The 13586-nt window shown below is 69.0% G+C and carries 13 protein-coding genes and 3 pseudogenes; 7 read left to right on the plus strand and 9 right to left on the minus strand.

Going from position 1 to position 13586, the window contains the following annotated elements:
- Positions 1-45: 45 nt before the first annotated feature.
- A complete protein-coding gene (locus ACP4J3_RS23250; RefSeq protein ID WP_426537444.1) occupies positions 46-783 on the minus strand; it encodes a GntR family transcriptional regulator in 738 nt (245 codons plus the stop codon).
- A gap of 129 nt (positions 784-912) precedes the next feature.
- On the opposite strand from ACP4J3_RS23250, the gene ACP4J3_RS23255 reads away from it, so the two are divergent.
- Complete coding sequence (locus ACP4J3_RS23255) at positions 913-1938, plus strand: Gfo/Idh/MocA family protein (protein WP_426537446.1); 1026 nt, start codon at positions 913-915, stop codon at positions 1936-1938.
- A 454-nt stretch (positions 1939-2392) separates the two neighbouring features.
- Here ACP4J3_RS23255 and ACP4J3_RS23260 read toward each other — a convergent pair whose 3' ends face one another.
- Genes ACP4J3_RS23260 through ACP4J3_RS23270 form a run of 3 tightly spaced genes read right to left on the minus strand, consistent with a single transcriptional unit; the run spans position 2393 to position 5596 of the window.
- Complete coding sequence (locus ACP4J3_RS23260; RefSeq protein WP_426537448.1) at positions 2393-3571, minus strand: cytochrome P450 family protein; 1179 nt, start codon at positions 3569-3571, stop codon at positions 2393-2395.
- 41 nt (positions 3572-3612) lie between these two features.
- The gene (locus ACP4J3_RS23265) at positions 3613-4293 is read right to left on the minus strand and encodes a response regulator transcription factor (RefSeq protein WP_426537450.1); all 681 of its coding nucleotides are present in this window, start codon (positions 4291-4293) and stop codon (positions 3613-3615) included.
- 58 nt (positions 4294-4351) lie between these two features.
- Positions 4352-5596, minus strand: coding sequence for a histidine kinase (locus tag ACP4J3_RS23270; protein ID WP_426537452.1), 1245 nt, complete (start codon positions 5594-5596; stop codon positions 4352-4354).
- Positions 5597-5777: 181 nt separating this feature from the next.
- Here ACP4J3_RS23270 and ACP4J3_RS23275 point away from each other — a divergent pair, with 181 nt between their 5' ends.
- On the plus strand, positions 5778-5978 hold the full coding sequence (locus ACP4J3_RS23275; protein ID WP_426537454.1) for a hypothetical protein: 201 nt from the start codon (positions 5778-5780) through the stop codon (positions 5976-5978).
- 60 nt (positions 5979-6038) lie between these two features.
- Here the strand turns inward: ACP4J3_RS23275 and ACP4J3_RS23280 are convergent.
- Positions 6039-6155 (minus strand): annotated as a pseudogene (locus ACP4J3_RS23280) (ribonuclease domain-containing protein); the annotation flags it as partial.
- Between ACP4J3_RS23280 and ACP4J3_RS23285 the strand changes: the two are divergent.
- Both ACP4J3_RS23285 and ACP4J3_RS23290 read left to right on the plus strand, forming a co-directional pair.
- Positions 6115-6747, plus strand: a complete 633-nt coding sequence (locus ACP4J3_RS23285; protein WP_426537684.1) for a hypothetical protein — start codon at positions 6115-6117, stop codon at positions 6745-6747. The pseudogene ACP4J3_RS23280 and the gene ACP4J3_RS23285 sit on opposite strands and share 41 nt — an antisense overlap.
- A gap of 255 nt (positions 6748-7002) precedes the next feature.
- Entirely contained in the window at positions 7003-7392 is a 390-nt protein-coding gene (locus ACP4J3_RS23290) for a ribonuclease domain-containing protein (protein WP_126396174.1), read from the plus strand.
- Positions 7393-7992: 600 nt separating this feature from the next.
- Here ACP4J3_RS23290 and ACP4J3_RS23295 read toward each other — a convergent pair.
- From ACP4J3_RS23295 to ACP4J3_RS23305, 3 genes and pseudogenes are all read right to left on the minus strand, one after another.
- Positions 7993-8943, minus strand: a complete 951-nt coding sequence (locus ACP4J3_RS23295) for a hypothetical protein (protein ID WP_426537456.1) — start codon at positions 8941-8943, stop codon at positions 7993-7995.
- 339 nt (positions 8944-9282) lie between these two features.
- Positions 9283-9538: pseudogene (locus ACP4J3_RS23300) on the minus strand (maturase); the annotation flags it as partial.
- Positions 9483-10262, minus strand: a complete 780-nt coding sequence (locus tag ACP4J3_RS23305) for an ISL3 family transposase (RefSeq protein ID WP_426537458.1) — start codon at positions 10260-10262, stop codon at positions 9483-9485. The gene ACP4J3_RS23305 and the pseudogene ACP4J3_RS23300, both read right to left, overlap by 56 nt.
- Before the next feature lie 346 nt (positions 10263-10608).
- On the opposite strand from ACP4J3_RS23305, the gene ACP4J3_RS23310 reads away from it, so the two are divergent.
- Positions 10609-10902: a hypothetical protein gene (locus ACP4J3_RS23310; protein ID WP_426537686.1), complete on the plus strand. Its 294-nt coding sequence runs from the start codon at positions 10609-10611 to the stop codon at positions 10900-10902.
- Between the two features lie 226 nt (positions 10903-11128).
- Here ACP4J3_RS23310 and ACP4J3_RS23315 read toward each other — a convergent pair.
- Positions 11129-11281 (minus strand): annotated as a pseudogene (locus ACP4J3_RS23315) (transposase family protein); the annotation flags it as partial.
- 157 nt (positions 11282-11438) lie between these two features.
- Between ACP4J3_RS23315 and ACP4J3_RS23320 the strand changes: the two are divergent.
- Together ACP4J3_RS23320 and ACP4J3_RS23325 are read left to right on the plus strand one after the other, a co-directional pair.
- The gene (locus ACP4J3_RS23320) at positions 11439-11975 is read left to right on the plus strand and encodes a hypothetical protein (RefSeq protein WP_426537460.1); all 537 of its coding nucleotides are present in this window, start codon (positions 11439-11441) and stop codon (positions 11973-11975) included.
- 303 nt (positions 11976-12278) lie between these two features.
- Complete coding sequence (locus tag ACP4J3_RS23325) at positions 12279-13013, plus strand: hypothetical protein (RefSeq protein WP_426537462.1); 735 nt, start codon at positions 12279-12281, stop codon at positions 13011-13013.
- Positions 13014-13586 lie beyond the last annotated feature (573 nt).

Here is a 13586-nt window from a genome sequence, read left to right on the forward strand (position 1 = left end):
ACCAGGTGGTCTATTCCGGCTGGTCAGGAGCGTGCGGGCCGACGTTCATGACCGCACGAGGAGCTGAAACTCGAACGAGTAGCGGCTCGGCCGGTACGTGTGCGTCCCGTACTCCACCGCCCGGCCCGTGTCGTCGAACGTCGCGCGCTGCATCGTCAGCAGCGGGGCGCCCTCCTCCTCCGCGAGGCGTTCGGCCTCGGCGGCGGTGGCGGCGCGGGCGCCGATGGTCTGGCGGGCGCTGTGCAGGGTGATGCCGGCGGCGCGCATCAGGCGGTAGAGGCCGGTGGCCTCCAGTTGCGCGGTGTCCAGGTCGATCAGGCCGGGCGGCAGGAAGTTGCACAGGTACGCCATCGGCTCACCGTGCGCGAGGCGCAGCCGCTCGATGCGGTGCACGTCGCTGTCCTCGGCGACCCCGAGCGCGGCCGCGACCTCGGCGGACGCCGGGACGACGGTGTTGACGAGCACCTTGGTCGCCGGGCGTTGGCCGGCCGATTCGAGGTCGTCGTAGAGGCTGCTGAGTTCCAGCGGGCGTTTGACCTGGCTGTGCACGACCTGGGTCCCGACGCCCCGGCGGCGCACCAGCAGGCCCTTGTCGACCAGCGACTGGATGGCCTGTCGGACGGTCGGCCGGGACAGGCCGAGGCGCGCGGCGAGTTCGATCTCGTTGCCCAGCAGGCTGCCGGGGGTGAGCGCTCCGTGCTCGATCGCGGCCTCGAGCTGTTGGGAGAGCTGGAAGTACAAGGGCACCGGACTGCTCCGGTCCACGCTGAGCTCGAGTTCCACGGTTGGATCCACTTCAGGTTTCGGCACGGCCCGACTGTAGCTCTACGCGTTGTTGACGGGAAGTCGTGTAGTTTGATTGTCCGGACATTTGCATTGACAGCCTACGCACTGAACCCGCACTTTGTTTCCATGCGCATCGGGGTCATCGGTACGGGCCGGATCGGCACGATCCACGCGAACACGCTCAGTCGCCACCGCGACGTCGGCTCCCTGATCCTCACGGACGCGGACGCGACGCGGGCCCAGGAGCTGGCTCACAGGCTGGGCGAGACGGCGGCGCCCGGAGTGGACGAGATCTTCCGGTGGGGCGTGGACGCGGTGGTGATCACCACGGCGACGTCCGCCCACGCCGAACTGATCGGTCGGGCAGCACGCTCGGGGCTTCCGGTGTTCTGCGAGAAGCCCATAGCGCTCGATCTGCCGGGCACTCTGCAGGCCATCGGGGAGGTCGAGACGGCCGGGACGATCCTCCAGATGGGCTTCCAGCGGCGCTTCGACGCGGGCTACGTGGGCGCGCGCGAGGCGGTGCGCTCCGGGCGGCTCGGACGGCTGCACACCGTGCGGGCGCTGACCAGTGATCAGGAGCCGCCGAAGGCCGCCTGGTTGCCGCTGTCGGGCGGGCTGTACCGGGACACGCTGGTGCACGACTTCGACATGGTGCGCTGGGTGACCGGGCACGAGGTCGTCGACGTGTACGCGGCCGGATCGGACGCCGGGCCCGCGATGTTCCGCGAGGCGGGCGACGTGGACACGGCGGCCGTGGTGCTCACGCTGGACGACGGCACGCTCGCCACGGCCACGGCGACGCGGCTGAACGGCGCCGGGTACGACGTGCGCATGGAGCTGGCCGGGGAGCTGGACCAGGTCGTGGTGGGCCTGGACGACCGTACGCCGATCGCGTCCACCGAGCCGACCGGGCCGCCCGCGGCCGACAAGCCGTGGTCCGGGTTCCTGGAGCGGTTCGGGCCCGCGTACGAGGCGGAGTTGAACGCGTTCGTGGAGCTCCTGCACGGCGAGCGGGCCAACCCCTGCGACGGGCGGGAGGCCTTGCAGGCACTGCGGATCTCGGAGGCCTGCGAGGTGTCGAGACGCGAGCGCAGACCGGTCGCACTCACGGAGATCGCGGGCGGGGCCGCGACGACTGCGTCTCTGTGAGAACCGGACTCGACAGCCCCGGGTTCCCGGACCGTTACCAGCGCACCGGCAGCCCCGGGCCCCGGCCGCTATCAGCACACCGGCCGCCCCGGGCCCCGGCCGCTATCAGCACACCGGCAGTCCCGGCTCCCGGCCACTACCAGCGCACCGGGAACCCCGGGTTCCGGTCGGCCGCACCGGCAGCCCCAGGTTCCGGTCCGCCACCAGTGCATCAGCGCACCAGGGGCCCCGGTTTTCCGGACCGGCCACCAGCGCACCCGGAGCCCCAGGTTCCGGTCCCGCCACCAGCCCACCGGAAGCCCCCAGTTTCCGGATGCCGGACCCACCATCAGCCCACCGGAAGCCCCGGCTTCCGGATGCCGGACCCACCACCAGCCCACCGGAAGCCCCGGCTTCCGGATGCCGGACCCGCTACCAGCGCACCGGAAGCCCCGGCTTCCGGATGCCGGACCCGCTACCAGCGCACCGGCAGACTCCGCACCCCTCGGACCAGCACCCCCGGCAGCCACTCCCCCGGCGGGCCGTCCGACGCCAGGGCGGGCGCGCGCTCCAGCAGGGACCGTATCGCCGTGCGGGCCTCCAGACGGGCCAGGGGTGCGCCCAGGCAGAAGTGGATGCCGTGGCCGAAGGCGACGTGGCCGCGGGTGTCGCGGCGGATGTCGAAGGTGTCGGGAGCGGCATAGCGGCTCGCGTCCCGGTTGGCCGCGGTGAGGCCGACCATCACCGGCTCGCCCTTCTCGATGGGGGTGCCGGCGATCTCCAGGGGCTCGGCGGCGTACCGGAACGTCGCCGTCTCCACCGGGCCCTCGTGGCGCAGCATCTCCTCCACCGCGCCGTCGAGCAGGCTCATGTCGGCGCGCAGGGCGGCGAGTTGGCCGGGGTGGGTGAGCAGGGCGTGCACGCCGGTGGTGATGAGGTTGACCGTCGTCTCGTGCCCGGCGATCAGCAGTATGAAGGCCATGCCCCGCAGTTCGTCCGGGGAGAGCCGGTCGCCGTCCTCGGCCGTGGTGCGGATCAGGTCGCTCAGCAGGTCGCCCTGGGGCCCGGCGCACCTCTTGTCCTCGATCAGGTCGGTGAAGTACGCGCCGAGCCGGGTGAAGGCGGCGACCTCGTTGCCCGGGCTGGTGGGGGCGACCACCTCCGTCGACATCTTGCGGAACTCCGTGCGGTCCATCTCGGGCACGCCGAGCAGTTCGCAGATGACGGTGAGCGGCAGCGGGTAGGCGAGGGACTCCACGAGGTCGGCGCGGCCCCGCGGCAGCATGTCGTCGAGCAGGTCGTCGGTGATCCGCTGGATCCTGGGCCGCAGCTCCTCCACGCGCCGCATGGTGAAGGCGCGCGAGATGAGCCCGCGCAGCCGGCTGTGCTGGGGCGGATCGGTGGCCAGCAGGTTCTTCCCGATCAGCTCCTCCTCGGCCGACTTCAGGCCGATCTTGGTGCCGTCCTTGGCCAACCGCTGGTCGGCGAGCGCCGCGCGTGCCTCCTCGTGCCCCACGACGAGCCAGACCTCGGACTGCCAGTCGGGCAGCCGGACGCGGTGCACCGGGCCCCGTTCACGCAACCGCGCGTACACCGGATGCGGGTTCTCGCGGAACCCCGCTCCGAACTCCCCCAGGTCGATCACTTCCGCCATGACGCCCCCTTCGACACACCGACAACGCTCCAGAGCCCGGACTAGTGCCCGTCGCCCTCCGCTTCCTCCAGCAGCCCCGCGTCGTAGGTCAACAGGGCGATCTGCACACGGTTGTTGAGGTCGAGCTTGGCCAGGACGCGGGAGACGTGGGTCTTGACGGTGGCGACGCTCATGAACAGCTCGGCGGCGATCTCCGCGTTGGACAGCCCCCGGCCCACCGCGACGGCGACCTCGCGTTCGCGGTCGTTGAGGGCGGTGAGCCGCTCACGCGCGCGCGTGCGGCGGGTGTCGGCGGCGGCGCCGGCCGCGTGGGCCATCAACTGCCGGGTGACGGTGGGCGACAGGACCGGATCGCCGGCCGCGACACGGCGCACGGCGTCGACGATCTCGGCGGGCGGGGTGTCCTTGAGCACGAACCCGGCGGCACCGGCGCGCAGGGCGCGCAGCACCTGGTCGTCGGCGTGGAAGGTGGTCAGCAGCACGACCTGCGGGGCGTCCTTGCGGCCGCGCAGCCGCTCCGTGGCGGTGAGCCCGTCGACCGACGGCATCCGGATGTCCATCAGGACCACGTCCGGCCGGGCCCGGTCGACCAGCGCTTCCACCTCGGCGCCGTCGGCCGCCTCACCGACGATCTCGATGTCGTCGGCCCCGCCCAGCATGAAGGACAGCCCTGCCCTGACCAACGGGTCGTCGTCGACGAGGAGGATTCTGATCACAGTCATGTCGCTTACGTAATCACGGTTGCGCGGCGTTCAGGAGCCGGACCGTGAGGACCCCGCGTCACCCCCACGGCAGCCGCCCCCGCACCTCGAAACCCCCGTCCGCCGGCGGCCCGTGCTCCAGCGTGCCACCGGCCAGCGTCGCCCGTTCCGTCAGGCCGATCAGGCCCTGGCCGGAGCCGGGGACAGCGGGCACCTCGCCCTCGGGTGCGGGGTTGCGCACCGATACGGACAGGCCCTCGCCGGGTGCTCCGGTCACCGTCACCGTGACCTCCGTGCCGGGGGCGTGCTTGCGGGCGTTGGTCAGGCCCTCCTGGGCGATGCGGTAGGCGGTGCGGCCGACGGAGGCGGGGACGGCGGCGGGGTCGGTGACGCGCTGGTCGAGGGTGACCTTCATGCCGGCCTCGCGAGACTCGGTGACCAGTGCTTCCAGCGCCGCGAGGGTGGGCTGTGGGCGGCCGGAGTCGTCGGTGTCGCCCGCGCGCAGCACGCCGATGATCTCCCGCAGGTCCTGGAGGGCCTCGTGGGCGCTCTCCCGGATCACGCCCGCCGCCCGGTGGATCTCCTCGCGGGGCGCGTCGGGCCGGAACTCCAGCGCGCCCGCGTGCACGCTGAGCAGCGTCAGCCGGTGGGCGAGGACGTCGTGCATCTCGCGGGCGATGGCCTCGCGGGCGAGCCGCTGGGCCTGCTCGGCCCGCAGCCGCGCCTCGGTCTCGGCGCGCCGGGCGCGGTCCCGCAGGCTCAGCATGAGCTGGCGCTTGGACCGTACGAACATGCCCCAGCCGACGATGGCCCCCGTCAGCAGCACACCGAAGACGCTCGCCCAGAAGTACGGCACGTCCGGATCGGGGCGCAGCCAGAAGAACACCGGGATCAGCGCCACGTCCGCGAGGGCCACCCAGGCGACGTACCGGAAGGGCCGGTGCACGGCGAGTGTGAAGAGGGCGACCACGCCCGCGCCGCCCGCGGTGTTCGACACGAAACCGATCGGGATCATCGCGACGGCGAGCCCGACCGGCCAGCGGCGCCGCAGCCACACCGCGGCGCACGCGAGCGCGCCCAGCACCTGGTCGAAGGCGGCGTAGCCCTGCGGCAGGTCCTCGTTGCGCAGTGTGTCGGCGGCCGCCAGCCCGATGAGCACGGCGAGGATGAAGCAGGAGAAGTCGACCACCCAGTCGCGCGCGGTGCGGCGGGGTCGTCCGGGGCGGTCGGGGTCGGGATCGAGCTCCTTCACCAGGGCCGACGGCAACAGCCAGCGGCGTCCTGGGAACGCCTGCTGTGCGGCCTCCGGTTTGTCACGACTCACGGTCGACAAATCTACGCATTACCCGGCCCTCGGCGCGCCTCCTCGAGCGCGATCGAAGACCAAAGTCGCATCACCGGCGACTTTGGTGCGCAGGCCCCACCCGGAACCTGGACTTCCGTCGGGCATGGCTCGCCCCGCGGCCGATTGGTGTGGGGGGGGTCCGCGGGGCGAGAGTCATGGCATGAAGCAGTTGCTGGAGATCCTTGGATTCATCGCCCTGGTGCAGGGCATCGCGGGCCTGTTGCACGAGTTCACCGACTGGGACTGGGGTCTCGTGCAGCGGATCGGTTTCCTCGACGGCTTCGAGATCTACGCGAGTGTCGCCCTGCTCGTGCTGGCGTTCGCGCTGTTCGCCGCCGCCGAGAGCCGGAAGTCCGGCTGAACGCGGACCGGACTCCCGGCTGGTCGCACCCGTCCTCGGCGCCGACCGTGATCTTCGGGCTCAGCAGCCGTAGTTGATCAGGTCGAACGACTCGTAGTGGTCGGCCGTGTAGTAGTCCTCCCGGTTCTCCTCACCGGTGACGATCCGGCGAGCTCCGCGCCTAGAGGAGCCAGGGGTCGACTTCGCCGAGCTGACCGACCTGCTGGACGAGGGACGGACCCGGATCACCCGTCACGCCCACAAACGCGCGATCAGTGACGCGATCCGTGCACTCGACGCCGTACGCACAACCGGCACCATCGGCGAGGTGCTCGATCTGATGGCCGACGGCCATCTCCTAGCCCTGCCGGGAAAGCTCAAGGACCTGGAACGCCGGAGATCCGCAACACACCTGGACGAGCGCGACCAGCGACGAGCGGACTTCTCCAACAACCTCCGCACCGTGTCCTACCGTGAGGTCATCAGCATCGCCCACTTCATCGATGAACTCACCCCGTTCTCGACCCAGCACGGCGTCAAGGGTGACGAATTCGAAAACGTCGTAGTGGTGGTCGACGACCGCGCCTGGAACAGGTACAGCATAGGCAAGATGCTCGCCGGCACCGACAAACCCGACCGCACCGAACGCTCACGCAACCTGTTCTACGTCTGCTGCTCTCCCGGACGGAGCAAAGTCCACGCTCCACGCCTGGTTCGAGTCGGGCACCATCCACCCGTGAACTACGTACCAGTCCTACCAGTTGCACATCCCGCACGCTGGCACGTGTAGCGCAGGCCGCCGAGGGGCGACCTGACTCTTGTTCCGCAGGTGAGTAGCCGCGCGCCAGCGCCAGATATCGGCCCTGCTCGGGGCGTGGAGGTCGAGCGGCTCCGTTGGTACGTCACCGGGCAGTACAGCCGCCTGTGAGGACGGCGTGGTGACACTCGGCCACAAGTTAACTCCGCGAAAACTCATCGGACTTGACGGGAAAATCTCCGGAGTTGTCATTGACATGCCACTTTCTACGCGCGTCATCATGAGGGCATGAGATTCCCCCCACGAATCACTCGCATCGGCGCCGCAGCCGCCGTCCTGTCCGCCCTCCTCGTCGGCGGAACCGTCGCCACGGCTTCCCCCGCAGCCGCCGCGGTCGGCAGCATCTGCTACAGCGACCTGCCCTCCCAGGCGTACGACACCCTGGACCTGATCGAGCAGGGCGGCCCCTACCCGTACTCCCAGGACGGGACCGTCTTCCAGAACCGGGAAGGCATCCTGCCAAGTCAGTCCTCTGGCTACTATCACGAGTACACCGTGATCACGCCGGGCTCCTCCACACGCGGCGCGCGCCGCATCGTCACCGGTGAGGAGACTCGGGAGGACTACTACACGGCCGACCACTACGAGTCCTTCGATCTGATCAACTACGGCTGCTGAGTCCCCCACGACTCAGTCCGAGGTACAGCGCAACGGGCTGGAGGTCCGGTCCTGCGTTCAGCCGGACCTCCAGCTGCCACCAGCAATTGGTCTGCATCACTAAGCAGGTCCATGCGGCATCCGACAGGTGAAACAGGCCCGTCACTCGCCAAACTCCCGGCCTCGCGGTTCGCCGCGTCTGGGCGACAGCGGCGCGGCTTGACGTCGACCGAGTCCCTGACCGCAGAGCCCCTTGCCCCGTGTTCCCCCCCCACTTCGCCGTAGGCCGCGGGGCAAGGCAGGAACTTGAAACTGCGGCGGCCGAGTTGGCCGTGCAGCTGGAGCGGGGCCGGAAAGATTTGCCGCGACGGGAGATCACATAGGAGATCGTCGCGCAGGTGTTCGCGGAGCAGTCGGCCGCTGAGAGCGAACCGATCCGGACGTCCCGACGGAGCATGCGCCGGACTCCGCGGCGTCGTCAGCACCTCACGGCGTCGGGGTGAGGGTGGGTGCCGTGGTCACACGTGTGATGCGTCGTCGTAGCCAGAGCGGGGCGGGCGAACGGTCTCTTGCCATCCGCAGCCGATGTGAGCGTGTACGCAGCGAGGGGGCGGGGTGTCACTATCGGCTGGCCAGTTCCTCCTCCTCGATACCGCGCCGGCAGTCGCCGCATAGTGTCTGGGGAGTCCCGTCATCGTCGCCCTCGTGCGGCCAGAGGCACCCGCATCCCCCGCAGTTCGTCAACTCCTGTGGGTTGTAGCGGGCTTGGCAGGTGAAGCAGTAGTACACCTCCTCGCCAGCGCCGTCCATGAAGGCGAAGCAGGCCAGCGTCGGAGCGCAGCACTGGGGGCATTCGTTCACCGGGTGTCCGGGCTCGAACTCCTGGAAGGCCGGGGCCAGCTCCTCGGCGCTCACGTCGGTGCCGCAGAAGTGACAGTGGGCACCGTTCGGGATGACGGCGAGAGCCCACTGTCCGCACACGGAGCAGGGCAGAACCGAGTCGGTCGCGCCCTTGAGCTCGTTACCGCGCAGGCGGTTCATGCGTTCGTTGACGAACGCGTCGATGGTGTTGAGGCCACTGCGCACGCGCGACATGTCTTCTTCAATGCTCTCGCGCTCCTGCGTGTCGAGGAGCGGAAGCAGTTGAGTGTCGAGGAACCGGAGCAAGAAGTCGAGCACCGTTCCGGCTCGTGACTCCACGGCCTCTGCGCTGTGGGTCAATCCGTAGTGCTGCAAGGCGTTGCGGTCCTTGCCCAGGTTCTTGAGGGCCTCGGCGTCCTTCCTCGTGATGTTAAGGCCACAGATGTTCCTGAGTCGCTCCACGGCGGCGTCCGTTCCGCAACTGGTGAAGTCGGAGGCCCAGAACTTCTCGGAGGTGGCCTTGGCTGGGTCGCTGAACACCAGGCTCCAGTGTTCCCGCAGCAGGCGCGACTTCAGCAGCACCTCGGCGGCAGCCTGGAGGTGCAGGACCGCGTACTTGATCTCGCGGGGGCCGGTGCACGTGTCGGAGTCCAAGTGCTCGACGACGCTGACGAGGTAGTCGATCCCGTTGCGAATCGGCGGGAAATCCACCTGTACAGGGGCAGCTTGCCGCCACCGCGGTCGCAACGGCCGAACTGACGCGGTGTCGCCCGCTCTTTCGGATGCCATGTGTCCCCCAGCCGATCGACGCTGGCCCCTAGGCCAGCGATCTTGCTCGCAAACTGTGCCATCGCAGATCCCGTGCCCTCAACAGCGCGGCCTGGCACGTGCTGGCCGGCGTCTGTGCCGACGAGCCATCTCGCTACTGGGCGGTATTGCCAGAGCGCCCCTCCGCGAGGTGATTGATGAGCTCACCAGTGGCAACACCGAGCGCCGCGGCGATGTCCACGAGAGTCAGCGCTGGGATTGCGCTTCCTATGTTCGATGTAGATGCGTGATGAGGGTCTTCTCCGGCGACAGTTCCAACTTGAGTTCGTCACGCAGGAATTGCGCCAGTCGCTGTTTGATTTCCTCGGCTTCTGCCTTTGGTTCCGGCGAACCCGAGCACGGTGTCATCGCAGTAGCGCACATACCGCAGCCGCCGATAGCCGGGATCTTGAGTATCCATGCTGGGCATGCTGCGGAGTTGCTTACGCAGCTCCCGCAGTTGAGTGCGGTCGCCGCGCTTGCGGGCGCGTTGCATCGACCGACCGGCGCCGCATGACGCACTGGAAGCGATCGGCGACCTGGACCGCCTGGGGTGCCGCTGTGTCGGCCGCATCGGCGTAGGCACTGGCCCTGTCCCGGCAGACGATCTCCGCTCCGGGGTGTGCGCGGAGCCATGCGGTGAGGGTGTCCGCGGTGCGGTCGGGCAGGACGTCGACGCGTTCTCCGATCTCCATGTCCGAGATGATCGTTCCGTAGACGTGCCCCTTCTTCAGTGCGAAATCATCGATACCCAGCACCCGGGGTGCGGCACCGACGTGCTTGTCCGGAAGCCTACGTACCAGTCTGAGCAGGGAGTTCGCACTCGTCGGGATGGACAGGTGTGCGGCGAGCCGGGCGCGCGGACGTCCGGCGAGCGCGAGTGCGAGTGCGATCTTCTCCAGGGAGCGGCGCAGGAGCGGGGTGCGTCGCGCGAATCGCTCGGTGAGTCCGTCGACTTGCTCGACGAACGTGCGGCGGCCGCACTCTGCGGCCGGGCAGAGGAACCGTCGCACCAGCAGGTCGATCACGACCTCCCGCCCAGCCGTTGCGAGGTCGGCAAGGCGCCGCCGGTAACCGCCGTGGACACGGCCGGACACGGCACCGCAGTCCGGGCACGCCGCCTCCCGCGTCGCCGATCGCGCCATGAGGGCTATCCCGCTGCCGTCCGCCCTGACCTCGTCCACCACCACAGATGACAGGTGGGAGAACACAGCAGAGAACATCGAAAACACACTGCAATCACATGAACGCCCATCCTTCCAGCCGATTGTGACGCCCTGTCACCGCCCCACAAGAGGTGGATCAGAACCGTATGTCGCGGCCACGGTCATCGCACCCTGGCCGGAAAGCAGCCAAATCACATGAAGACCTGATGAAGCATCAGTAGGGTACTTATTCCGGATTCAAATGGTTGCGTCCATAGCGTCTCTGGTTGCTATCTCCTACTTGTGGCCTTGTTTTTCTGGAACTACCCTGGAAAACTACTGGACAAGAGAGGACGGCAAAGGCAAGTCCATTATTCTCTCTGATTCCCATGGCAGTTCGGACGGTAATCCGAGAAGGAGAGCAATGGGTATTCGCGTTCGATTGGCGACCGGGCTTCTGCTGGCCGCGACTGCGGGCGGGGTGGTGGTCGGTCTCGCGCCTGCAGCCGGGGCCTCCCCGGTGGTCGAGGCCTGCAACCCCTCGAAACCTTCTTCGTGCCTGATTGAAGGGCCGTTCAGCTCGGACGAAGAAGGTTTTGAGGCCTGCAAGACCCGAGCCCAGTACTGGACGGAAGAGACCCGAATATTCCATATCTGCAGGTACAAGGACGGCTCGGACGGCGTCGCCGCGGGCTGGTGGGTCTGGATGTATAGCTGAGGTTTCCTCGCCGGGCAACGTCCCGGTATCCGCCTCTTTCCTGTTCGGCGGCCCGGCGAGCCCATCTCCCCCGCAGTCGCCAGCCGGGCCGCCGGGCGCCCGGCGAGGGCCAGCGCGATCTTCTCCAGCGCCCGGTGCAGCGAAGCCGTGCGCCGGGCGAACCGCTCGGTGAGCCCGTCGACCTGCTCGAGAGGGTCCGGCGATCACAGTCCCGGGCTGGGCATATGAACCGGCTCACCAGCAGGTCGATCACGGTCCGGTGCCCGGACACCGCCACGTCCGCCCAGCGCCGCCGGTATCCGCCGTGGACACGGCCCGACACCGTCCCGCACCCCGGACAAACGGCCTGCCGCATCGCGGTACGCGCCGAATAGGTCATCACGCCGTCGTCCACCACAACCTCCTCCACCGCCACCGTCGACAGATGGGAGAAGGCGGCCCAGAGCACGCTGAAGTCACACGAACACCCATCCTTTCAGGCACCCGTGACGCCCAGTCACGGCTCCCCAGAGAGTGGATCAGAACCCCCGTCGGGAGTGTGCGAGCCCTACCTGGCCCGGCACTCGCTGTTCCACGTGATGCAGTACAACCACATCGACTTCGATGCGGTGCTGAACGTGCGGAAGCTGCTCGCGTGGATGGAGGCCACCGCGGAATGGGGTGCGCACCAGGCGCCGCGCGACGACTCGAACGTGGACGCGGCGGCACGGCAGCGGTACGCATCGGAACTCAAGCGGTTCCTTCAGGACCCGGGAGGCCAGCTTCTGAAGGGCACGATCACCGACCGACGCCCATACGGCGCCTTCATCTTCGCCTCCTTCCCCGAGGAGAGGCTCGGTGTCGAGGCGATCAGACGTACTTGGGAGCGGACCGACAACACCTGGTTCCCTGAGGCGGACGTGCAGATCACGGGGACCGTGCAGCAGGACGCTGGCACTACAGCGATCCGGATGTGGGAGCCTGGTGCGGCTTCCTGGCCGGCACGGGAAGTGACACCACCTTCCCAGCCGCCCGCCCCCAGCACGAGACCGTCGTTCTGCCTCCCGACGGCCGGGCGTCCGGGCAGGCCGTGATCCACGGGGGTGGTGCTTACTTCGTCGACCTGGTCGGGGACCGGGCGGCGATCTGGAACTTCGCGGTCAAGGCGTTCCAGAGCGCGGGAGGCCAACTCCACGCCACCGTGGTGGCGTGGGATCCCCTGCCCCGTCGCTGCGGACCCGATGACCGGGTCGCGTATCCGGACCCCGAGGCCACGATGCACACGCGCATCGGCGGCAAGTGCCATGTGGTCACCCTGATGCTGACTCACGGCTCCCCCTCCCTGTCCCCCGAGCAGGGGCGCTGGGAGACCGAGTACACCTCGCCCGTCAGGCATCGTGGGCGGCGCCGGCAGCGACGTGGAGATCGGGGTGCGGCCGGGCGGCAACCTCATCACCCCCGACGCGCCACCCAGCGCCGGCACGCTCACCACCGAACTGGGACTCCGGCACACGACCACGAACTACGAGGCGGTGTCCGCGGTGGGCTGCCACTGCGAGGGCTGGGGCATCCTGGTGAACCCGCCGGACGGCGTCGGGCAGTGGAGCGGCTGGTCGCACGGGGTACACGGGCTGTCGGCGAACGCCGAGGTGATCAGGCACGAGGTGAACTCCCTCGGCGTGACGTCCGTCGTCCGCCTCGTCGGTGCGGACTATCCGGTGTACGTGACCCAGGAGTACCGGCGTTCTTCCACCCGGCCCGAGCTGATCGAGGTCGACGTGTCCGTCGAGTCGCTCGCTCCTCCGGAGGCCTGGCCGCACGTCACGTACCGACGGGTCGTGGACTGGGATGTCGAGCCCACGCCGACGAGGGAGTTCGTCACCGTCAAGGCCGACCATCCGCGGGTGGAATTCGCCAGCGACTACGGGTTCGCGGGTCCGGATCCGGGTTCGGCTCGGCCGGTGCTGCACAACGAGGGGTCGTTCACGGCCGCGGGTCCGTACGACCAGGGGACGCTCTTCGACGTCCATGTGCCGCTCGAGGACCGCCCGGTGCGGAGACGGGCAGCCTTGGGGAGTTCCGGCTCTACGTCGGTGCGGCGCCGCATCACGCCAGGATGCTGGAGGCGCTGACGGAGGTCGGCGTGCCCGTGTACGCGCTGGCGTGGCCGGACTTCGCGGGCGGCGTGCTCGGCCACCCCAACACCTTCGCGCTGGGGTACAAGCCGGTGACGTAGGCCTGGCTCATCGGTGACGTAGGACAGGGTCATGAGGACAGGGCCCCGGCGCCGCCGGGGCCCTGTCCCTGCTGCGGGGGTCATGCGGATCGGGTGTACGTAGTGATCGCGACGCCCGCCTCGAGACGTGCGGGTCGAGACGGGGGTGAAGGTGATCGGGCCGAACGGGCCCGCGAAGAGCGGGATGCCGGAGCCGATGACGCTTGCGGACGGTGCCCGCGGGGTCCCCGAGTACGACGTGGATGTCCGGGTCGGTGGACTCCAGGGTGGTGGAGACGACGTACTGGGTGAGATGGGCGGACGGGTTCGTGAGGCATGCCTGGAAGCCGGGGTCGCAGGTACCCCGGCCCCATGACGACCGTGTCGAATTGGCGCCGCGGCCGCCACGACCAGGTCGTTCCGTGCGGTCGGCGCGGCCGCACGCCAACCACGACCCCGGCGTCGCCCACCGCGGGTCCGGCAGACGTCG

This window comes from Streptomyces sp. UG1, assembly GCF_049974585.1.
Lineage (GTDB): Bacteria > Actinomycetota > Actinomycetes > Streptomycetales > Streptomycetaceae > Streptomyces.